The sequence below is a fragment of the Phormidium sp. CCY1219 genome (genome assembly GCF_055795085.1).
In genome coordinates, this window is the sequence record NZ_JAYFEQ010000875.1 from 22,027 (window position 1) to 44,759 (window position 22,733).

The window sequence follows — 22,733 nt, forward strand, 5'->3', positions numbered from 1 at the left end:
TTCTATGCTATCGAAAAAAGTGCCCGTAAAACCAGGGCGACGAAAATCGCGCTTGAGCCACCCTCTTCCTACCGCCGCGCGACTCCACCAATGCCGGATCCGCGCCACTGCCGCCCCCCAGTCGCCCGCCGGGGGGCGGTGGGGGCTTCGGCGTCCCTGGGCTACCACCCTTTGCAAATCGGCTCTTGTCGGTTATACTTAAAGTAATCCCCGAGGCGATCGCAGGCTTGTGCGAGCAATGCGTCCAGCTTGGAGGCGGAGGCGAGATCCGCGTCCCCGGCGGCGGCAATGTCCTGGATATTCCACAGTTTCACGGTTCGATCCCAACTGCCCGATGCCAGCAGGGTGCCGATGGGGCTAAAACTACCGCTAGAGATGCGATCGCGGTGCCCTTCGAGGGTTTTGAGCAATGTGCCATCGCGCCGCCAAATTTTTACCGTATTGTCATCGCTAGCGGAAGCGATCGCCTCGCCATCGGCACTAAAACTCACCCACAGCACTTTATCCCGATGCCCTTCGAGGGTTTTGAGCAATGTGCCATTGCGCCGCCAAAGTTTTACTGTATTGTCATCGCTGGCGGAAGCGATCGCCTCGCCATCGGGACTGAAACTGACGCTATTCACTTCATCGGTATGCCCGGTTAACGTCTTTTTTAACTGGAACGAGTCCGCATCCCACAGGGCGATGGTTCGGTCCGCACTTGCCGAAGCCACGGTCCGGCCATCGGGGCTGAAATCCACGGCGAAAACGCGATTCTCATGGCCTGTGAGGGTGGCGAGGAGTTCCCCGTTGCGATGCCAGACTTTGACGGTGTTATCCCAACTGGCGGAGGCCAATCGGGTGCCGTCGGGACTGAAGGACACCGCACTCACGCGATCGCCATGTCCGGTGAAGGTGGCGATCGCTTTCCCATTCGGCTGCCACAGTTTAATCGTTTTATCCTTACTAGCGGTGGCGATCGCCTTGCCATCCGGGCTAAATTCCACCCCCAGCACCCAATCCTCATGGCCTCGCAATTGGTTATATAGGCTAAACTCCCGGTTTCCGGATTCCTCTTCCTCCTGCATCCGCCAAATCCTCACTTTTTGATCTCGGCTGGCGGAGGCGAGAAGCTGGCCGTTGGGGGAAAAACTGACCCCATTCACGCCATCCAGATGCGACTCTAGCACTTGGCGCAATCGCACTTCCGGCGTCCACAGTTTCACCAGATTATCCCCGCCTGCCGAAACCAGCAATGTGCCATCGGGAGACCAGGCCAGATCCCACACCGGGGCGCGATGAGCGTCTAGGGTTTTGAGCAATGTGCCGTTTTCTACCTTCCAAAGTTTGATGGTGTGGTCTTGACTGGCGGTGGCTAAGATTTGGCCGTCGGGGAACCAAGCGAGACGGGCGATCGCGTGGTCGTGGGCGATAAACTGTCGCTCTAACGTGCCATTCACTCGCCAGATATATACAATGCCATCCCCGGTGGCGGTGGCAATTTGTTGCCCGTCTGGGGAGAACAGCACGGTGGAAACCCCGTTGGTATGGCCGCTGAGGGTAGCGATCGGCACTGCTTTTTCCCCGGGAGGGTCGATGCGCCACAGGTTCACCTGGTTGTCATAACTGGCGGTGGCCAGTAGGGTGCCGTCGGGGGAAAAGCTCACTTCGCTCACTTCATGGGTATGGGCGGTGAGGGTTTGCAGCAGTTGGGGTTCCCCTTCCGGATCCTTGGGAATGCGCCAGAGTTTGGCGGTTTGGTCGCGACTGGCGGTGGCGAGTCGGGTACCGTCGGGGGAGAAGGCGACACTAAACAAGCTCTCATTATGTGCTGGGAGAGTATGCAGGAGTTTGCCTTGCAGATTCCACAGTTTGAGGGTATTGTCCGCACCCACAGAGGCGATCGCGCTTCCATCGGGGGAGAAGGTCACGCCATATACGCGATCGCCATGTTCTAAACGCTGCAGTAATTTGCCCTGGCGGTTCCACAGAATTACCGTGGCGTCGGCGCTGGCGGTGGCAATTTTCTCGCCGTCGGGAGACCACGCCACGTCCCACACCCATCCCTGATGGCCATAAAATCGATTCCGTTCTTCAATTTTAGAGAGAATATTTTCTAAATTAAAAATGGTTTCTGCGCGCAACGTTTGCGGGGCGGAAAGGGTTTGCAGTTCTCTCCCGGCGCGAATGGCATTCACTAATGCTTCTAGAGGTTCGTTGGCGGAGTCGCGAATCATTGAGGCGGAATTTAAGGCGTTGATTTTTGCCAATTGCGCTTGTTTTTTTTGCGCGTTGGCGCTGACGACAATGGTGGTGGCGACCAGGGAAAGCATGACAACACCGACCAGTCCGATGCTAATGGTTCGCTGGGCTTGGCGATAGGCGTCCTCGAGAATTCGGTTGGCTTTTTGTTCGGCGTTTAAAGTGATTTGAGTTTCGATTTTTTCCAGTTCGATCGCTTTTTTTTCTGCTTGTTGACTGGCGGATAAAAATTGATAGTCGCGATCGCTTAAACTTTTATCTGCAGCCCAGGCTAGGGCGTCGCGCAATGCTAACCCGCGCAACAAGCGGGATTCGTCAGCACAATTGCTGGCTATCCAAGCGGCGATCGCTTCCGAATACGGTCGCAAATCTGCCAGGTGTTTTTCCACCCAGTCTCGATTGAAAACTTGCCGATAAATCGGATTAAATATCCACAGATTTCCCGCTTTTTTGATGACTAATCCCGACAAACGCAAGGCGGTTTCTTCCGGACTGCCATCGGCGATCGCCCCGCCATTAGTAGCATCTTTTCGGGGAAAGGTATCGGTGGTTTGGGTCAAAATTTGCTGATACAGTCCCAACAGCCGTCCGGCGCGTTTGGGATTGCTGAGGATGCGATTGCGAATGGTTTTTAAATGTTCCGGTTCGTCTTGCGCTTCCCAATTGGTTATGATATACTCTTGCACCAGTTGTTCCACATTTGGCCTCGGATCCCTGGCTTTTTCTACCAGGATTTTACAGAGTTTTTGGGTTAAAAAGGGTTGCCCGCTGGTCCAATATAAAACATCCCCTAAAATGTCGGTCGGATTCGCGAATTTTTCCGCCAATCCCGGGATTAAGGCGGGGATAGCTTCTGTGAGGGTAAACCCATTGAGTTCGATCGCCTGTCCGATGTTAAAAGGGGTGCGCTGTTTGTCGGCGATTAAATCCGACGGGGTGGCGACGCCGAGGAGACAAAAGGTGAGGCGATTGTAGTGCGGATTGTCGGCGCGCTGATTGTAGCAGGCGCGGATAAAGGCAAAAAAATCATCGGTGGGAAAATTGAAGCTGAGAATGCTATCGATTTCATCGATAAAGATAACGATATTTTGCGGAATTTGCGCCAGTAAAACGGTTTCGATAAATTCCCGGAAGCGCCCCAAGGGGGATAACCATTCGCGATCGCGCCACCACTGGCGTAAATTGACCTCGAGTTGTAAATCTAAAGTTAAACTGCGAAGCAAGTTGGCATACCACTGATTTGCCGTTACCTGCTGCACGTTATCCATCGAAATATCGATGGCGCTACAGGCGATTTCCGCTTGTTGCAATTGGCGCATCACCTGTACGCGCAAGCTAGATTTCCCCGTTTGTCGCGAGTTGAGAACGTAACAAAATTGTCCCGCTTTCAATCCTTCATAAAGTTGGCGATCGGCTTGCCGTTTCACATAGGTGAGGGCATCTTCGGGCAGGGTTCCGGAAAAGATATATCGCTCGACCATTTGTCGCAGGGAGGATAGAGGACAGCATCTATTTTATTATGGAACATTTTTCTTTTCTCGGGGCAATAATTATCAAAAATTTACAATGACAAAAACCCCGCACCCCGGGTGGGGCGACCCCAAATAACTCCGCCGATGTGGGAGAATTTTCATGCAAGAGCGCTGCAAACCGGAGGAGGAATTTTTTCCATCGGCTATCGGAGTTAAGTTAAAGCCAGACGAACCGAAAAATACTGTCGATATAGCTCGAATCGGGGGGTGACATTATTATCTTGAAGTTGCACCAATCCCATGCTATAGAGTTTAAAAGCTCGTTCGGAAGAAATTTTCACCGGTTTATTCGCCATCACCACATCGCGGAAGGCGGCGGCGAGTTCGGGATGGTGTTGTAAGTTCCACAAATGTTGTCGCAGGTGGTCGCCAAATGGGCCGGCTTCCGTGGCGGCGATCGCGGCAAATTCCAGAAAAGAAATCCGATTTCGGTAGAGATAATCGAAGGCTTTTCTAACTAAATAAGGATGTCCGCCGATAATGTCGAGCAGGGGTTGAAGTTCGGTGTCGCTTTCCCACTCGAGTCCATAGCGCTTGGCCAAATCCTGCACCTGCGCGGGGGTGAATTCGGGTAAAGACACCACTGCGCCGAGGTTGGCAAGGGGGGAGTGATTGATATCCAGACCGCTATAAACTTCGGTGGAATGAACCACGATTAAGCGCAGTTGTTTCCAAATTGCGCCTCGGCGATCGCTGCGTCTGGCAATATCGTACCAAGCGCGCAATAAGCGACAAAAATCGCTGGCAATTTCGGGATGCTCGAACACCACATCTACTTTATCTAAAGCTAACACTAACGGCGTGGTGGATTCGGGTAAGATATATTCTTCAAAGTAAACGGTGGTATTGTTGTTGCAGCCAAAAATATCATCCCAATATTCGCTTAATTTATTGGGTAAACCGCACAGTTGTCCCACACTGGCACAAAACCACTGCAAAAATTTCCGCAAATCGGTAAAAACGGTGCTATCGGCTAAATCGAAACTCAGCGTAACGGTGCGATAGTTGGCGTTGCGGGCGCGATCGAGAATGCGATCGAGCACAGAGGTTTTGCCCATTTGTTGGGGGGCTTTTATCCGCAGAAGTGCTCCCGGTTGCGCGATCGCCTGCTGACAGCGTTCTTCGATGGGGTGACGCTGCACGTAAAATGGCGAATTTAGGGGAACGGTTCCTTCGGAAAATTCCAAACAAGGTGTGGCGATCGCCTCGGTTGGCGTGGCGATAAAGCTGCGATCGACGCTTTCCTGGGACATTTGCCACCGTCTTTGCAAGGCAGTTTTGAAATTTTTTTTACTGACTTTTTCCCCGAGAGCATCCGAGAGTCGGTCCCAAAACTTTTTGCCCACCATTCGATGTAGGTAATTCGCCGCATACTCGGTATTTTCGGCAATTTGTTCGTAGGTTTTATCTTGCCACGCCCCCCGAAAAATTTTCATTTCAATATCGCTGATATGCTTTCCGCTTTGGGCAAAAATGGCCTCGTCGGCGACTTTAAATGCTTCTTCAAAGTTAATTTCTTTTTCTAGCATAAAGCGTAATTTTTTTCAAAAAATAAAGATAGGCTGGGTTTAGTATTAGTCCGTATTATATCAAAGTCGGCGCGCAAGTCTCTTGCTCGGGTGTGGCCCGTGGTGTATGCTGAGTGGCTGGGGTTTGCCCACTGCGGATCCATTGCGGACGGTGAGGGGATCCGCATGGAACCACGGTCGAGACCCGCCCTGGCGCGTCGGGGAGGGGTGCAATTTTCGCTGTCACGAAATAAATGCACTACAAAAAGCCGGAGCAACTCCGGGAATAGGTGTCGTAAATCCCTGTAGGGTAATAGCTTCAGCGATTTACCCCTAAACAATCAGCAACAGATAAATTGCAAAATTAGAGTAATTATTCTGGTTATAACAAATCTTTATTTATCGAGGGAGAAAATTTGTCAAAAAATTTTTTTTTCTCTCCGGATATCTGCACAGGCGAAAAGTATTGGAAAGTCATACGCGATCGCCAGCCGAAACCCGAATGTTACGGTTTCTTGACTTCAGCGACCGGATCCAGGTCATCAAAAGTCATCGGCGATCGCCTGTTATCTAAACAAAAGTTCACCTAGGAGGGTGCTATGTACTATGCTTATTTGACGGAATCGGATAACCAATTCCAAGAATTGTTTCCGCAAGGAGTGCCTACATGGGGCTTAACGCCGGATGATTTTATCGAAATCTACGACTCATGCGGTTGCGAGTTAATCGATATCGAACCGGCTTTTCGCGTTAACATTGCCGGATTAACCCCGGAACAGGAGTTAAAACTTTTCCAAGAATATGCCTCCACGATGAATGACCCCCGATTCGTTCGCGGAATGTTTAAATTAATGGAAAATGGATGGATGAGCATTCCCGAATCTCTGGTACAATTCGTGGTTTGGCGCGATCGCCAGGAAGTTTTTTGCTTTAAAGTAAAAGATAAAAATTTCGGTACCGATCGATTGGTTAAGTAAGTGATAAAATTTGCCCGGAACAGGAAACTTTTTCCCGATCCCCTTCTCCTAGCCCGCGAGATGGGGAATTTTTCTGTCTTTTATATCTCTTAATTGAATCGATATAAAATCTTATTTTGGATTTGTTTTGCACTTGAATTGCCATTGGTTTATTAATTGAAAAATTCAGACTCGCTTCAGTGATTTCTTTCTCTAGAATAGCCGCGCGATCGGGAGAATTCCGATAAAAAGGATCCAGTTTTTCAACTGGACGAATCTGCGCCCCAAACCCCGGCGCTAACCGCTGTCTGCGCCGCGATCGCCGCCGCCCATCAAAAATCAACGTCGCCCCCGTCACTTGTCGATTTCAGGGAATCCGCTATAATCAAACCAATATTTATCCATTCCCCTGTGACGAAAGCAACTTTACACCAATCATGGCCGCGATCGAACTCAACTCCGAAAAAACAACCGATTTTAATCACTCCATTGCTTCCCTACGCGATGCCCAAATTTTCAACCATTCCCAACGATTTATCCAAGGATGGTACTGGGCAATTCCATCCCGCGAATTGAAACCGGGTCAAGTCAAACCCATCACCCTTTTAGGGAGAAAAATCGCCATTTATCGCGGCGAAGCGGGCAAAGTCTTCGCCGTAGATGCCTATTGTCCTCACATGGGCGCTCACCTCGCCGAAGGAAAAGTCGAGGGGAATGGGTTGCGCTGTTTTTTCCACAATTGGAAATTCGACGCTGACGGAATTTGCGTAGACAGTCCTTGCTTGGGAAAACCAGTTTCCGTCACCATAAAAACCTGGCCCACAGCAGAAAAATACGGCATGATTTGGGTGTGGACGGGCGAAGAAGCGCAGCAACCCATTCCCTTTGTGCCCGAATTAAAAGAGGACAGTTGTGATGTGATGTTGGCCGCGCGATTTGAGAAAAATTGTCACCCGAATGTGGTGATGATTAATGCCATTGACGCCCACCACTTTAACACCGTTCATAACCTGCCGGTGGATATCGTTTTCCAAAAAAAAGAACTCCCCGAAAATGCCATTACGTTTAGCAATATTACCCGGGGCGGCGATGATTCCTGGTTCGTCAAACTGATTCGTCCCCTTTACCAAAATGAAGTCACCTATAAAATGTGTTATTGGTATGGCAGCATCGGTACCGTCACCCTCGGTCCGGACTTTTTTCACTTTCACATTATGTTCGCCCTGCGCTTAACTGAAACGGGCAAAACTGAGGGGCAGACGCTTTTACTCACCCAAAAACGCCCGGGATTGTGGGGATGGATATTCAATCGCTTCGTGCTTTGGATAACCTGGATAGTGGGAAATTATTTTGCCAAAGGAGATACGCAAATTTTTCAAACGATTAAGTTTGATTTCAAAACCCCCACGAAAGCGGATAAATCGATTATCGAGTTTATCGACCATCTGGAAGGGCAAACCGCTTTAACCTGGGAAACTTGGCAAGCGGTAGAGCGCTAATCCACATGGCAATCTTTTCGTTTGCTATCAGTTGCCTATCCCGGAGATATTCAGTTACTTTTCTGCCAAAATATTAGGAAAAATATGGTTAATTTACCCACAAAATTCTATAGTATATCGGGATTTGAGTTGCCAGCTAGTGGCGCAGAAGATAAGCTAAATTGCCTTTTGAATTCTGCCTTAAAACACCGATTCAGGGATAATTTTCAGGCTCCAGCAGTGCCCGTGCAATCTCTGTGGGAGGCGGGTTATTTTGGGTTGGACAAGGTAAAAATTTTTCGCGATTCTAGTGGGGCTGAACAAGAGAAAATCTTGCAGCTTTGCACGCGATCGCTCCTGGAAGAAGCCTATTTTATCGAAAAAGCAGGGGTGGGTTACATGGCCAAAATGGTCATGCTGGCGCAAACTACGGAAGAAAGAATGCTTTACGGACTGTTTGCTTCAGATGAAGCCAGTCATTTGGCACAGATTAGCCGCTTTATCAAACCAGACTATATCGGAGGACAGGAGAGAGCTTTTTTGCGCCTGTTATCCACTGTGGTGGAAAATGAAGATAAAAGCGTTTTGTTGTTTGTCATTCAGGTCGTATTGGAAGGGTGGGGTTTGAGTCACTATCGGAATCTGGCGAAAGGGTGCAAAAATGCAGAAGTGGCGCAGATGTTTCGCGGGTTTTTGCAAGAAGAAGCGCATCACCACGGAACCGGGATGATGTTGTTCGATCGCCGGTCATTGTCGCCATCGAGTCGAGATGCGATCGCCGAAATTCTGGCCTTATTTTTGCGAATGGTACAAGTCGGGCCGCAAAGCGTAGTGAGCGCGATCGCCCGCGTCAAAGGTCATTTATCCCCCCCGCAAAAAGTCAGAATATTGACCGAATTAGATACCGAAACTCAAAGCGGAACTCGGCTAAAATTGCTGCGATCGCTCATGCAGGGCAAAACCGCCTCGCCCATCGTTCACCGCTTAGAAATACAAGGGGCATTCGAGCCATTTTCTCCCGAAGACTGCCTGCGATCGGTTGAATCATAATCCCCGTTTTTCAGCAACCACACCCAGGCAATTGAACTCGCAGTATTTTGATTTATCCTAAGTTTATAATTAAGGCAAACTCCATGAAAACCCTATTTAACGAACCCACAACCAACACCTTGCGAGAAAGCGAAAAAGTTTATCGCAAACTGCAACTAAATTACCAGCGAAACAAACAGCAAGACCGCACCGAAATGCTGGATGAAGCGGCGCAGTCTTTCCACTACGAAACCTGCAAAAACGAGTATTGGAATCCGGAGGAATTTTCCCTGCTTTATGGCACGCCGTTATGGGACCAGGCGAGTGCTTCTCAAAAAATTATCCTCAATCATCTCTATTGGGTCGCCTATTATTCGCAAATTATCTCCGCCGAAATTGCCACAATTTTATTCAATCAAACCAGCGCCGCTGGACTTTACGCCCAAGAAGATTTTCGCCTAATTTGCGATATGCTAGACCTGGAATCGGCGCAAGAGAGAACCCATATCAGCGCCTTTAAAACCGTCTCCGAACAGGTAGAATCGGCATTATTTGGCAAGCGAATTTTTACCTACCCGATGCGCGGTCCTTATGGAGAAACGATGGTATATGCAGATACAAATGTCCTCAAAACTTGGTGGAAAAAACTGCAACTGCAGTGTTTCGGGTTGCTTTCTTCCGGAAATACCTTTCTCGCCTGTCAGTATTTCACCGTGCGCGGGGTGCGAACCCTAAATGGAAAGCTGGTACAGCACAAGCTCAGTGGCTATTACCAAACCCATCCCGAGAAAGAGAAAGCGCCAATTCCGGCTAAAATCTCTTACTATCATTTTATGGACGAGAGCTTTCATTTTAATAGTTCGACAATTTTATCCCATGATGTGGTAAAGTGTCTGAAAAATCCCACGGCATTCGAGCAGTTCGTGGCCAATTTGGGGTTACGGGGGTGTCAGAAAGACCACTATCATTTTTCCGTGGCGATTAACGGAATATTTTGGTACGATCCGGCACTTTATCCGGCAATTTATCAGGTGTTGTGTTCGGAGATTTTCGGGATGAGCGATCGCGAAGCGAAAGAGATGATGCGACGCTGCTTTACCGAAGAATCTCTGGGTCTGCATCGCAGTTGTCAAACCCATGAGGAGGCGATCGCATCTTATAAAGTCTATCTCGAAAAGGTCGATTACGCTTGGAAAAGCAACCGGGAAATGGAGATAATGGCCGCAAATTCCCTGTCCAAATATCTCAGCCTTCAAAAACAGGCATTTGCCAAATTTGAATGATGACATAAATTAGCAAAAACCGGAGAAAATATGAAGACAAAAACCAAACTTTCCCTCGCCTGCTACACCCTCGGCATTTTAATTGTGGCATCTGTAGCCGTGGTGTACCTGTTTACGCCACAACTGTTACCCTATCAAGAAGCCGCGATCGGCGCATCCTGGTCCGAACTCAATGAAGGGCTACAGGTGCAATTTTTATCCTTGTTAAAAGTGTGCGGCGGCGGATATTTGTTTACCGCAATTTCCCTAGCCGTTTTATTGTGGATTCCCTTTCGCAACGGCGAACAGTGGGCGCGCTGGGCCATTCCCGCCATTGGCATTCCGGCAATTTTAATCGTGAATTATGCCGGATTGACGATTATTTTAAATACGCCGGGACGCCCCCCATTAATTGCCGGCCCGATCGCGATCGGCTTTTTCCTAGTTGGACTATTTTTGTCCTCTGAAATCGATGAAGTCGAGCAAACCACCCTCACCGAAAGTCCCGAACCCCAAGAATTCAACACCAATCCCGACTAATTCTCGTTCCCCCCAGGGGGGGAACGGACCTCCCGAACGCCTGCCTGCTGCGCTACAAACTAAAGCCAAAAACCAACTATGCGATCGCCCAATCCCCACCCCCTTCAAAACCAAAATACGCAACCGATTATCCCTCGACCAATCTTTAATAACTGGGACATCGTGGCCAAAGGGTGGTACATTGCTTGTTCCAGCAAATCCCTGCAAAAAGCGCAGATAAAATCCTTAGAACTTTGCGGGCAAAAAATCGTTGTTTTTCGCGGAACTGATGGCACCGCGCGCGCATTAGATGCCTATTGCCCGCATTTGGGAACCGATTTAGGAATTGGGCGCGTCGATGGCAATTTTATCCGCTGTTTTTTCCATCATTGGGCATTTGATGGCGCGGGAAACTGTCGGGATATTCCCTGTCAATCCACCATTCCGGAAAAAGCACGGCTGCAATCTTATGCCACCGATGAAAAATATGGGTTTATCTGGGTATATCCCGATGCCAAAGCACCAGAAACCGTGGCAGAATTTGACGAACTCAAAGGCAAACCCTTAATGACAATTGCCGATAAAGCCTTTGAACGCCAGTGTCACCATCACATTTGCATGATGAATGGCATCGACGCACAACATTTGCGAACCGTGCATCAATTAAATATTAACATGAATCTGTCATTGCAGCAAAATCAATCCGGTACGCAAATCGATTTTACCCTCTCCGGAGAGTTTCCCCATTCCACCCGCAAAGAACGGATCGTGCGACGGGTTTTAGGGGAAAAATATGCCTATACCATGCGGTATGCGGACGGATGTATCGGACTGCTGACTATGATGAAAAACGTTAAACTCTTTCCGCCGTTGCACATGATTTATGCCTATACTCCCGTGGCACCCGGGCGCACCCGAATTCAGCCGATTTATGTAGCAGCAAAAAGAGGCGGAATTTTTGGAATACTGGTGACGCGCATTTTACTCGAGTTGACGCGCTTATTCTATCTATTTTTGAAGGGAGAAGATGGTAAAATTTACGATAATATTCGCTATCATCCCAATACATTGCTCGATATCGATACGCCCTTAGTCCAATACATGAACTATGTCGATCGCCTCTCTCCCTCTATTTGGTCTAAACATTGGCAATCTCTAGAAAAAATAAAAGCCAGCTGCAACAACAAATCCCATTAATTATGTACTTTGGGGAAGGAACACCATTCCACTATTAAATTAGTGATAACAAATAAAATAATCGGTGTAAAAAATGCGAATTTTAAGGGGTTTAGGAGGCAGAGCCTCCGAATTGGCGTACCCAGGCTGAGCCTGGGAACGAGAGAAGGAGAGAAGGAGAGAAACGAGAGAAGGAGAGAAAGGAATGAAGATTAAAAGAGAGTTAGGAATGAGCGATCGCCCCTGTATTGTCCGATTTCCCGGCACGAATTACCCAGCCATCACGTTAGAACCTTATCAAAACCTGTCCGAACATTTGACGGTGCAAAATTCCCCGGTTTTGTTTGGATGTCGCACGGGAATTTGTGGCACTTGTTTGGTACTGGTGGAGGGAGAAATTCCGCCACCGAGTCCGGAAGAAAAAGAAGTGTTAGAAATGCTTGCACCGGAAAATCCGCAGGCGCGATTAGCCTGTCAGATAGCCCTGACGAACGATATTGAAATTACGCTTTATCGGGAGGAACTGTGAAATTTGAGGATTTTTGGTATGCGATCGCATTAAGCGAACAACTCAAACCCAATGCAACACTTTCGCGCATGGTTTTAGGGGAATGGTTGGTGATTTTTCGCGCCGAAAATGGCTCCCCCGTAGCATTGCGCGATCGCTGCATGCACCGCAATAGTCGCCTCTCCCCCGGTAAAGTTTGCCAGGGAAAAATTCACTGTCCCTATCACGGTTGGGTTTACGATAAAACCGGACAAGTGGTGGCGGTTCCCGCCGAAGGAGAAAACTTCAAATCCCGCTCATCTCGCCGCACCCCACGCTACCCAACCCAAGAAAAAGACGGCTATATTTATGTCCGACTTTGCGAAACGCCCACAGAAGAATTCCCACCCTTTCCCATGCCATACTACGGTAAACCCGGATGGGAAACCCTGCGCGTCATTAACCGATTTCGCAATAGCGTCACCAACTGTGCGGAAAATTTTATCGATATTCCTCATACCGCTTCCGTGCATCCCGGCGTATTCCGCAACCCGCGCAAACAACAACTAGAAATGACCGTAGAACGACGCAACGGATCGGTTTTTGTCGAGTATCGCAACGAAACCACCAATCTCGGTTGGTATGCCAAATTTCTCAATCCTCAAGCTTCAAAAATTCGCCATACCGATAGTTTTCACATGCCAAACGTCACCTGTGTGGAATACGATTTTGGCCCAAAACGGCGGTTTTTTATCACCAGTCAATCTATCCCCGAATCCGAAAACTCCACCTTAGTTTACACCGACGTAACCTTTAATTATGGAATTTGGAACAAACTCGCGCGTCCTTTCGTTCGCTGGACCGCCCAATATATTATCCGCCAAGATGTGGAAATTTTGGCCGTGCAACAAGATACAATTGAAAAATACGGCACGCAGTTTTCTAACACCCCAGCCGATACCATTCACGTGTTTTTAGAGTCGATTATCGAGCAAATTGCTGCCGGAAAAGACCCGCGAAACCTTCGCGATCGCACGGTTAACCTCACCTTTTGGGTGTGAATTTTTTAACAATACTCCCCTAGAAATATTATGCCAGTGTTTATTGCATTTTTTACCTTGATGGCAATCACAGTAGCAACGGCTCGCGGTCGAGATAGCTTGCAAGCAAAAAGCCGCGAAGATTGGCTGCTCGATGGTATGGGTTTGTTCGTGCAGGGGGTGGTAATTCCCTTCCTGCAAATTGCCGTAATTTATCAGCTTTATGTCGTTCTTTTTCCCAAGTATTGCGATTGCCTGATATGGCATCCAGTGGCAGATTTTTTACTCAGTTTTGTTGCTGTAGATTACCTGTATTATTGGAATCATCGGTTGCTGCATGCGCGGCAATTGTGGCCCTTGCATTGGGTTCATCACACCATGACCCAACGCCACGTACTCGGCACTTCTCGCAACACGTTATGGACTAGTTTTCTGATTCTTTATCTGTGGGTTCATGCTTTGTTTATCTATTTGCTGCAAGATCCAACCGCTTATGTGGCGGGGGTGAGTCTGACTTCGGCGCTGGATTTGTGGCGTCACAGCGACATCGAACCGACACCGGGTTCCGCACTGCATCGGGTGCTATCGCCCTGGTTGATTTTACCGCAAGATCATGCATGGCACCACACCAGCAGCGCCACTCACAAGAATTATGGTGCAAATTTCAAACTTTGGGATAAAATACATAAAACGGCTTGGGAGTGCGAAACCGCACCGGAATCCCTGGGAATCGAAACCCATCTGAGTTTAATCCAAAAACTCGTTTGGCCATTTTACTGGGATAAAGTTGAAGGTTAATTTGCCAAAATTGGCGGTTCCATTTCCCCGCAATTTAACTCGAGATTCGCTCTAAATGCAGTAGAATGAACCAAGAAGAATTTCAACTCAGAACCAAAAATTTCGCCTTAGAAGCGATTCGACTGGCGCGATCGCTTCCGGAAAATTCCACCGCAGCAGAAATCGGCAAGCAATGGGTGAATTGCGCCACGGCGGTGGGTGCCCATTATCGCGCCGCCCGTCGATCGCGATCGCGCCGGGAAACTCTCACTTACCTCAACCACCTCGCCACCAAAGCAGAGGAATGTCTATACTGGATAGAACTCCTGCGGGAAAGCGAATTGCTTCCCGAATCCGACTTAAATAACCTCACTTTAGAGACTCGCGAAATATTAACCTTGACCGCCGAAGCGCTTCCCCGTCATTCCCCAGACCAATTATTTCCCCCTTCTTTCTGGTCCCGGCTCAATTTTCCCGCCAAAATCAAAACCGGCATGACCCCATTAAGTACCTTTTTCTCATTTTTTCCCCTGTTGGTGATGGGAATAGCACTCGCCGCTTTCCTGTTTCTCTGCGCGCAACCGGGACTATTTAGCTTATTGGTACTTCTCTTTTCATTGTATGGATTTCCCCTGCTTGTTTATCGGATTCACCAGTATTTTTATCCCGTAAAAGAAGGGATTAGCTATCTGCGCCGTCGCCAATATTCTCCCTGGTGGGGAAGTCACCAAATCCAACTGATTTACATTGCCTTTCCCGCACTTGAATCCCTGCTGCGTTTGATTCCCGGTGCATTTTCCCTGTGGTTGCGATTGTGGGGAGCAAAAGTGGGTCGCGGGATTTATTGGATGCCCGAGTTAGAAATTGCCGATCGCGGAGCGATTGAAATCGGCGATCGCGCAGTTATCGGTCATAAAGTCGGCATCTATTCCCATATTATCAAACCCAAAAAACAAGATTTAATGCTCTATGTCAAAACCGTAAAAATCGGCAACGATGCTTTTATCGGTTCCGCCTCTCGCCTCGGACCTGGCGTGACAATTTCCGATGGTTCCTACATCCCCGTCACCAGCGATTTATTCCCCAACAAAAAAATTAATCCCAGCGCTTAATTCTCAGGGTTATTTGCTATTTTGCAGGTTATTGAAACTTGTAATGGATAGAGTGCAATGGGTGAAGATTGTCGGTTGAGGCACCCCCCCTACTGAGAAAAAAATATTTAATTAAATTTTAAAACCGATGATTCGATTGACGATAAAATTATTTGCAAAACTGCTACAATCCCACGCGAAGCGATTTCGCAAAGCGCTGGAAAATCCGCAAACCGCACAGGAACTCGTTCAACGGGAACTGTTGCGCCGACTCGCCGCCAGTGAGTACGGAAAATCCCTGGGAATTGCCGAGGAAGGGTGGAAAAATCCAGCAGAAAACTGGCAGCGGATTCCGATTGTAGAGTACGACGAGATTAAATCTTGGATAGAAACTCCTGGAAGGAATGGTAACAGTGAAGCATCGAAAAAAAAGCTCGATCGCCGAAGTAGTCTGACACCAGAACCGATATTATTTTACGAGAAAACATCCGGGAGTCGGGGGACAGCGAAATGGATTCCCTACTCGAAATCTCTGCGGCGGAGTTTCCATCATCTCTTCTGCATTTGGGCGGAAGACTTAATTAAAAACGGACCCGAGTTTTGCACGGGGAAATTGTATTTTTGCATTTCTCCGCAAGTGGGCGATCGCGAAACCGAAAGCCAAGTAACGCGGGGACTGGAAGATGATTCCGACTATTTAGAAGAGTGGTTGCGCTGGTTCCTGCGTCCTTTTCTCGTTTCGCCTGCGGGATTAAATCGCATCCGAGATGTAGCGGAGTTTAAAGAAAAGCTCTGTTTGGCACTGTTAGCGGAAGAAAACCTAGAGATTATTTCGATTTGGAGTCCGAGTTTTCTCCAGATTCATTTGGATTATATCGCGCAAAATCACAAGCGACTGGTAGAGAATTTGGGAGGGCGAATTTCTGTATTTCGCGCCGTCTTGTTAGAGCAATCGGAGATTCCCTGGTCAAAAGTTTGGCCGCATTTAAAATTAATTTCTTGTTGGGATAGCGCTCATTCTGCCCAACAAGCTGAGGGTTTGCGAAGGCAATTTCCTCAAGTATTGGTGCAGGGAAAAGGACTGCTGGCGACCGAAGCGCCGATGACCATTCCCTTAATTGCCGCCGGAGGATTTGTGCCGATACTCGATGAGGTTTTTTTTGAATTTGAAGACAATTGCGGCAGGATTTTTCCCCTGCAAAACGTCAGGGTAGGAGAAGCTTACTCAGTGATTATTTCTCAGAAAGGGGGACTGTATCGCTATCGAATCGGCGATCGCATCCGCGTCACCCATTTTTATCGGCAAACCCCTTGCTTAGAATTTATCGGACGCTGTAAAGCCACCAGCGATTTAGTGGGAGAAAAGTTGCACGAAAGTTTTGTTTGTGATATAATTAAAAGATTGAACGTGTCCGACACATTTTTTAAGATAGTGGTGAGCGCGACGAAACCCACAGCTCATTATCTGTTGTTGTTAGACCGGGCGAATCGGTCAGCGGAGGAGATCGCGCAACAATTCGACGCAGAACTGATGCGATCGCCGCACTATTGCAAAGCCAGAGCGATCGGACAGCTATCGGCGGCGCGGGTGCTGATTTCGCCGCAAATGCCCAATCGCATGGCGCAATACCGCACCGATGGGGGAAAGAAATGGGGAGATTTGAAACCCGAAGTGCTGGCGATCGCGCCCATCGAAGAAAAATTTCTCGCCGAACTCGAAAAACACTGCATAAAAAGCGGCAGCTCTCAACCCTCCAGCCTAGCCTAAATCCGGGAAAATTTGCGATGAAAGCCTGGAGAGTGGCGAGAAATTTTCCCGCTCAATTGTCGGGCGATCGTCCAGGGGTGACATCTGCGCCAATGGTATGATAATAGATTAATTTACCCGACCTTTTCAATCCCCGGAAAACCATCAAGAATCGTGAGGAGAACAGCACCGTGGACGCCTTTAAAAAGATGTTAAATTCCAGAGACTTTGACAACATTTCCCTATCAAAAGCCGAAGCCTTTGCGGCGATCGGGGTATGTGCGTTAGCCGCCGATAATTTACTCGTCCCCGATGAAATGGAGCATCTGTTATTGCTGCTCTCAGAAATTCCGCTATTCAAAGGATATTCCCAGCAACGGAAGAACAAAATGCTCAATTTCCTGCTCGAACTGGTCAGACGCAAAGGCATCGAAACCACCATTGTCAAAGCCAAAGAAACCCTACCCCCAGAACTGCGCTCTGCAGCGTTTCAGGTGGCCAAGGAAATCATCTGGTCCGATGGAGAATATCATCCCACGGAAGAAGCCTTTTTGCAACACCTGCGCCAAGTCCTGGAATTACCGGAAGAACCCGACAGCTAACCAGCAGAGGCGATCGCCACCGCACCCCCAGCGAAAGGCTTCACACCAGAGTCCCCCACCCCAAAATCACCTCCTCTTTGGCATTTAGCACGTGAAAGGGGCATTATGTTTTGAGGAACAATCAGGCAAACAGGCCAAAAGGAGAAAAATCGCAATGGCAACCAACCCCGAATTCATCAATCAGGTTGTTACCCTAGTCAATCAAAGACGCGCCGAAGCGAACTTACCCCCCTTAACCGTGGATTCCCAACTAGTCCGCGCCGCGCAATTCCACGCCGAAGACATGGCGGACAACGACTTTTTCAGTCTCACCGGTTCCGATGGATCCACCACCGCTAGTCGTCTGCTCTCCCTGGGATATCAATTCACCGCCTTCCAAGAAAACATCGGGGCCTCATTTCCCACCCCCGAACAAATCGTCGCAAGTTGGTTTAACGATCCCGGACAGCGAGGCACCCTGCTCAAAACCGGCGTCGAGAATCTCGGTGTCGGGTACTTCTTCTTGCAAAACGACACCGGCACCTTCAACCCCAACCATTACTGGAGTTTAGTGGTCGCCGCCCGTACCCCCGGCAGTAACATTGTAGGATTCAACGCCCCCAACACCCTGCAAGGCAGTATCGGCGACGACACCATCGAAGGCAGTATCGCCAACGACGCCCTGTTTGGCAATGGCGGCAACGATTTAATATTCGGTCGGGCCGGAAACGACTTGCTACAGGGCAACCAAGGAGACGACATCCTCAACGGCGAAGAAGGCGACGACCAACTCCTCGGCGGAATTGGCAACGACATTCTCAACGCCGGAATTGGGAACGACCTACTCCTCGGTGGTGGAGGAGACGACCAACTGATTGCCGGTCTTGGCAACGACACCCTCGATGGGGAAAGCGGGAACGACTTTCTCGCCGGGGAACAAGGAGTAGATCTGCTCCAAGGGGGGGAAGGCAACGACCAACTGTTTGGCGGATCCGAAGACGACACCCTCACTGGGGGGGATGCCGACGACCAACTGTTCGGGAACGAAGGTAACGATAGTTTAATCGGCGAAGTGGGCAACGATTTGCTCAACGGCAACCAAGGCAATGACATTCTAAACGGCGGTAGCGCAAACGATACCATTTATGGCGGGAAAGACAACGATAGTGTGGTAGGCGAAAGCGGCGACGATGTCATGTTCGGCGACCTGGGCAACGATGAGCTATTTGGCGGCGATGGAAACGACCAAGTATTTGGGGGGGCGGGAGTCGATCGCGTCTTTGGCAACTCCGGAAACGACTTTCTCAATGGGAATCAAGGCAACGATAGCGTCGCCGGCGGTGACGGGGACGATACCCTTTATGGTGGTAAAGACGACGATCAGTTATTTGGCGACGGCGATGCCGACTTACTGTTTGGCGATCTCGGGAACGACACCCTCGCCGGCGGTGAGGGGAATGACTCCTTGTTCGGTCTAGATGATGATGATGTGTTAGGCGGCGAAGAAGGGGACGACTTTCTTAACGGCAATCAAGGTAACGATAGTCTCAGAGGCGGTGTCGGCAATGACACCCTGTTTGGCGGCAAAAACAACGATTTGTTGTTTGCTGAAGACGGAGATGATTATCTCTCGGGAGACTTGGGCAACGATACCTTGTTCGCCGGCGAGGGAAATGATGTGTTAAATGGACTCGACGCGAACGATGTGTTATTTGGAGAAGCGGGTAACGATACAATGTCAGGAGGCATAGGCAATGATACCCTGCTCGGCGACGTCGGCGATGACATCCTGGAAGGGGGCGGCGATGCCGATACTCTCTCCGGTGCTGCCGGCAGCGATACCCTGCGAGGAGATGAAGGAGCCGATACCCTCAGTGGCGGCACCGAAAACGACGTGCTAGAAGGGGGTGAAGATGAGGATCTGTTGTTAGGTGATGAAGGCAACGATAGCCTAGACGGCGGTGCGGCGAACGATACCTTGTTTGGCGGGATCGGGGAAGACTTTATTGCCGGCGGCGCTGAAAATGACCTGGTTTTCGGGGAAGGCGGGAACGATAATCTCAGCGGCGATGATGGCACCGATAGCATTTCCGGCGGCGACGGGAACGACACCATCGACGGCGGTACCGGAGACGATAGTCTGGTGGGCGAACTCGGCAGCGATATTATCACCGGCGGTGACGGCGCAGACCGCATCGACGGCGGCGATGGACCGGATAATTTGGCCGGGGATGGCGGTAACGATTTGTTAATCGGCGGGGCGGATAACGATACCCTCGACGGCGGCGACGGTAGCGATAGTCTCAATGGTGGCCCGGGAATTAACGAATACACCGGCGGCGCAGGAAGGGATTTCTTTGTGTTGCAACCGGATGCTCAGGTGACGATTACCGATTTTGAAGACAATGCGGATAAGTTGGTACTCGCCGGCGGGTTGACGCCCAATGCGCTGCTGCTGACTGCACCGGTGGAGGAAAATCCCACGGATACCACGATTGTGCTGGCTAGCGATACTTCTGTGGTGTTGGCTACTTTGGTGGGTATCGACCCGGCATTCCGCGATGTGATTATTACCACTGGCGATTTCGTGGTTCTCTAACTTCACGTTGTACCGACCGATCGCCTCGCGAGCGATCGGTCGGTTCCCCAACCATACTCCCCGGGCAGCGAGAATACTAACTTTAATATGATTTTAGCACATTTACTACCATAGGTGGTGGATTCCAGTTAGAGAGGAGTCCCGGATCTGAGGCAATTTTTTCATGCAACAGAGCAATACAAAAATAACCCCTTTACCTGACTCTAATGCCTTCGATAGAAATCGGTGGCAGAGGGCAGCTTAAACTATGGGGATAACAGAAAGAAAAGAGACGCTCGATCGCCCTTTCTAGGAAAATCACCCTCCCAAAACGAGCCTGCAAGCGTTAGGAGTGCGAGCTTCCAGCACCCTAATTTAATTTTAAGGGGCGGTGTAGTTTGGCAAAAAGCAGACTTGAAAGCGGGGAAAGGTCTTTCTCGGATCTTAAGAATAATTTCCTATATCTGCTTGAAGCAAACCCCTAAATCCCATCGGTACTGTAGAAAAAAATCACCATTGAGGCTCCTTCAATTCTTGCAAATTTTCTATAACATAGATTTTTTTATTGCAAAGAGTTTATATTTCTGAAAAATTGGGTAAGATGCACGGAAATGTTAATCAGCTAAGGGAGCAGAAAAAGGAGGTCTCTGTATTCGGTCAAGTCAGAAGAAATCAGTTGCCAAAGCTAATAAATGACCCTGCAATCTAGGGAGGCATCGGGCGCAGTCCAAAGCGCAGGGCGAAAAGTTGCCCCATCGGTTGAAATTGAACACAGTTATTGAATTGAAAAGCTTTACCATGTTGCAAATGAGTGGTTCGATTGAGGAAAGATTTCACAGCATCAGTTGTGGTTCGAGCAAGAGCGTCAGGGAATTAGTCATCGTTGACCCCCATGTTGAGCAATGGGAAATACTTGTCCCTGGAGTGCGCCCCCAGTGTGAAGTGGTGGTACTGCATCCCCACGAAGATGGGATTCAGCAGATTGCTGAGCTGTTAAAGACGCGGCGCGATCGCGCGGATCGAATCCCAAAGCGGATCCCTCAGTACCATCCACATTATCTCCCACGGGTCTGCCGACACCCTCTACCTGGGCAACAGCATCCTCAACCGCGAAACCCTGCAAACCCGCTACAGCGAAGCGATCGAACAATGGCGAGAGGTTCTCAGCGAGAATCCTGACATCCTCATCTATGGCTGTAACGTAGCGGCGATCGACCCAGATGCTGCCTCCCAGACTTCCTTGCTTTCCCTGTTGCGCGAACTCACCGGGGCGAATATTGCCGCCTCCACCACTGCGATCGGGAACCCCGCAAAAGGCGGCAACTGGAACCTCGACTACAGCACAGACCACCAGCAAGCAACCCGCCTTAGCATTTTTACCGGAAGTAATGGCCAATTACCCGGGAATCCTCGGTAAAGGGCCGGGGGGCGTCGGAACCACTGATGGCACCTCTACCTTAAAATGGTGGCTCAAAGGCGATGCTGGCGTCACCCAAACCAGCAATGCCGTCAGCGCATGGGTAGACCAGTCGGGAAACAACCTGGATATCACCCAAGGTACTGCTGCCAGTCAGCCCACTTACGTGACGAATCAGCTCAATGGTTTACCTGTTGTCAGTTTTGACAGTACCGATGACTGGTTAAACACTGGCACGCTTCCTGCTGATTTTGCCACTTCCAACGTTTCAATCTATATTGTCTCTCTAGTAGATGCGGCACAAGCGGGTAATCCTGCTGTATTAAAGGCACAAACAGACGATATAAATAACCGACTCAATCTACACCTGTTTCCGACCAGCCTTAAGTTCCATCATGGAGACATATCGGGAGCCGGACGGTTGGAAACTACCACTGGAGTGACTTTAGGTCAATTTGATACCTATCATTTTCAAACCGGAGGCACAGGCCAAAGCATCTATGAAAATGGAAATCTACTCCTGAGTGATACTGACAGTGGCACATTCGATCCAACGGGTAAAACCCTAGATATTGGCTACAACCTTAATACGGACACTTATTGGGGTGGAGATATTGCCGAAGTATTCATCTATAACGAGGCTCTGAATACTGCGAAGCGCACCATTGTCGATAACTACATCAGCTCCAAATATGCTCTAGCTACCGCAACGGATAAATATGTTGGAGATGATGCAGCAAATGGCGATTATGACTTGAATGTAGCCGGAATTGGGCAGGAAGCCGATGGCAACAACACCAGCGCCACTTCTGCCGATTTAACAATCGCCAATAACACCTATCTGCAAGACAACGGCGACTATCTGCTCTTCGGTCACAATCAAGCCACCAATTCACTGGTCACCACAGATATTCCCACCGGCACTACCAATCGCTGGAACCGAGTGTGGTATCTGGATAAAACCGACGCCAATACCAACAACGGCACGGTGGATCTGACCTTTGACTTTTCTGAATTGGGAAGCACTCCCAGGGGCAGTTATGCGTTACTGTTCCGTAGTGGAGCAACCGGGGCGTTTTCCGCCGTCACGGGCGTTTCTGCTGGTACCATTAGCGGAAATCAAGTGGTTTTTAGCGGCGTCGATGTGAGCGCCCTCGCAGACGGCTATTACACCTTGGGTTCCGACAGCAGCGCCCCCACCTTATCATCAGTTAGCATTGCCTCAAATAATGCCAATGACACGAGTTTGGCGAAAGTGGGGGATACGGTAACGGTGACATTCACCGCTTCCGAAACCCTGAGTGGAACGCCCAC

17 protein-coding genes and 1 pseudogene are annotated in these 22,733 nt (G+C 49.4%); 16 read left to right on the forward strand and 2 right to left on the reverse strand.

The annotated features are described in order from the left end of the window. Positions 1–161: 161 nt before the first annotated feature. Complete coding sequence (locus tag AC0QH1_RS28670; RefSeq protein ID WP_324634859.1) at positions 162–3,722, reverse strand: WD40 domain-containing protein; 3,561 nt, start codon at positions 3,720–3,722, stop codon at positions 162–164. A 203-nt stretch (positions 3,723–3,925) separates the two neighbouring features. Further along, on the reverse strand, positions 3,926–5,302 hold the full coding sequence (locus AC0QH1_RS28675; protein WP_324634860.1) for an AAA-like domain-containing protein: 1,377 nt from the start codon (positions 5,300–5,302) through the stop codon (positions 3,926–3,928). A gap of 578 nt (positions 5,303–5,880) precedes the next feature. Here AC0QH1_RS28675 and AC0QH1_RS28680 point away from each other — a divergent pair. The 16 genes and pseudogenes from AC0QH1_RS28680 to AC0QH1_RS28755 form a co-directional block, all read left to right on the forward strand. After that, positions 5,881–6,258, forward strand: a complete 378-nt coding sequence (locus AC0QH1_RS28680) for a hypothetical protein (RefSeq protein WP_324634861.1) — start codon at positions 5,881–5,883, stop codon at positions 6,256–6,258. Between the two features lie 416 nt (positions 6,259–6,674). Continuing rightward, the gene (locus AC0QH1_RS28685; protein ID WP_324634862.1) at positions 6,675–7,736 is read left to right on the forward strand and encodes an aromatic ring-hydroxylating dioxygenase subunit alpha; all 1,062 of its coding nucleotides are present in this window, start codon (positions 6,675–6,677) and stop codon (positions 7,734–7,736) included. 219 nt (positions 7,737–7,955) lie between these two features. After that, complete coding sequence (locus tag AC0QH1_RS28690) at positions 7,956–8,765, forward strand: ferritin-like domain-containing protein (protein WP_324634863.1); 810 nt, start codon at positions 7,956–7,958, stop codon at positions 8,763–8,765. Positions 8,766–8,848: 83 nt separating this feature from the next. Next, a complete protein-coding gene (locus AC0QH1_RS28695) occupies positions 8,849–10,027 on the forward strand; it encodes a P-aminobenzoate N-oxygenase AurF (protein ID WP_324634864.1) in 1,179 nt (392 codons plus the stop codon). Positions 10,028–10,057: 30 nt separating this feature from the next. Beyond that, entirely contained in the window at positions 10,058–10,546 is a 489-nt protein-coding gene (locus AC0QH1_RS28700) for a hypothetical protein (RefSeq protein WP_324634865.1), read from the forward strand. A gap of 78 nt (positions 10,547–10,624) precedes the next feature. Next, complete coding sequence (locus AC0QH1_RS28705; RefSeq protein ID WP_324634866.1) at positions 10,625–11,722, forward strand: aromatic ring-hydroxylating dioxygenase subunit alpha; 1,098 nt, start codon at positions 10,625–10,627, stop codon at positions 11,720–11,722. 184 nt (positions 11,723–11,906) lie between these two features. Beyond that, a complete protein-coding gene (locus tag AC0QH1_RS28710; protein WP_324634867.1) occupies positions 11,907–12,230 on the forward strand; it encodes a 2Fe-2S iron-sulfur cluster-binding protein in 324 nt (107 codons plus the stop codon). Next, positions 12,227–13,249, forward strand: a complete 1,023-nt coding sequence (locus AC0QH1_RS28715; protein ID WP_324634868.1) for an aromatic ring-hydroxylating dioxygenase subunit alpha — start codon at positions 12,227–12,229, stop codon at positions 13,247–13,249. Before AC0QH1_RS28710 ends, AC0QH1_RS28715 begins: the two co-directional genes overlap by 4 nt. Positions 13,250–13,279: 30 nt before the next feature. Beyond that, positions 13,280–14,026 carry a sterol desaturase family protein gene (locus AC0QH1_RS28720; RefSeq protein WP_324634869.1) on the forward strand — a complete coding sequence of 249 codons (747 nt, stop codon included), beginning with the start codon at positions 13,280–13,282 and terminating at the stop codon, positions 14,024–14,026. A gap of 65 nt (positions 14,027–14,091) precedes the next feature. Then, a complete protein-coding gene (locus AC0QH1_RS28725; protein WP_324634870.1) occupies positions 14,092–15,117 on the forward strand; it encodes an acyltransferase in 1,026 nt (341 codons plus the stop codon). Positions 15,118–15,244: 127 nt separating this feature from the next. Beyond that, entirely contained in the window at positions 15,245–16,864 is a 1,620-nt protein-coding gene (locus AC0QH1_RS28730; protein WP_324634871.1) for a GH3 family acyl-acid amido synthetase, read from the forward strand. 188 nt (positions 16,865–17,052) lie between these two features. Continuing rightward, positions 17,053–17,445: a tellurite resistance TerB family protein gene (locus AC0QH1_RS28735; RefSeq protein WP_324634872.1), complete on the forward strand. Its 393-nt coding sequence runs from the start codon at positions 17,053–17,055 to the stop codon at positions 17,443–17,445. 154 nt (positions 17,446–17,599) lie between these two features. After that, entirely contained in the window at positions 17,600–20,023 is a 2,424-nt protein-coding gene (locus AC0QH1_RS28740) for a CAP domain-containing protein (RefSeq protein ID WP_324634873.1), read from the forward strand. Positions 20,024–20,809: 786 nt separating this feature from the next. Continuing rightward, positions 20,810–20,932 (forward strand): annotated as a pseudogene (locus tag AC0QH1_RS28745) (hypothetical protein); the annotation flags it as partial. Positions 20,933–21,059: 127 nt separating this feature from the next. Continuing rightward, positions 21,060–21,419: a DUF4347 domain-containing protein gene (locus tag AC0QH1_RS28750; RefSeq protein ID WP_442957382.1), complete on the forward strand. Its 360-nt coding sequence runs from the start codon at positions 21,060–21,062 to the stop codon at positions 21,417–21,419. After that, positions 21,391–22,733: DUF8202 domain-containing protein (locus AC0QH1_RS28755; RefSeq protein ID WP_324634875.1), on the forward strand; the 1,343-nt coding region annotated here is incomplete at its 3' end. The genes AC0QH1_RS28750 and AC0QH1_RS28755, both read left to right, overlap by 29 nt.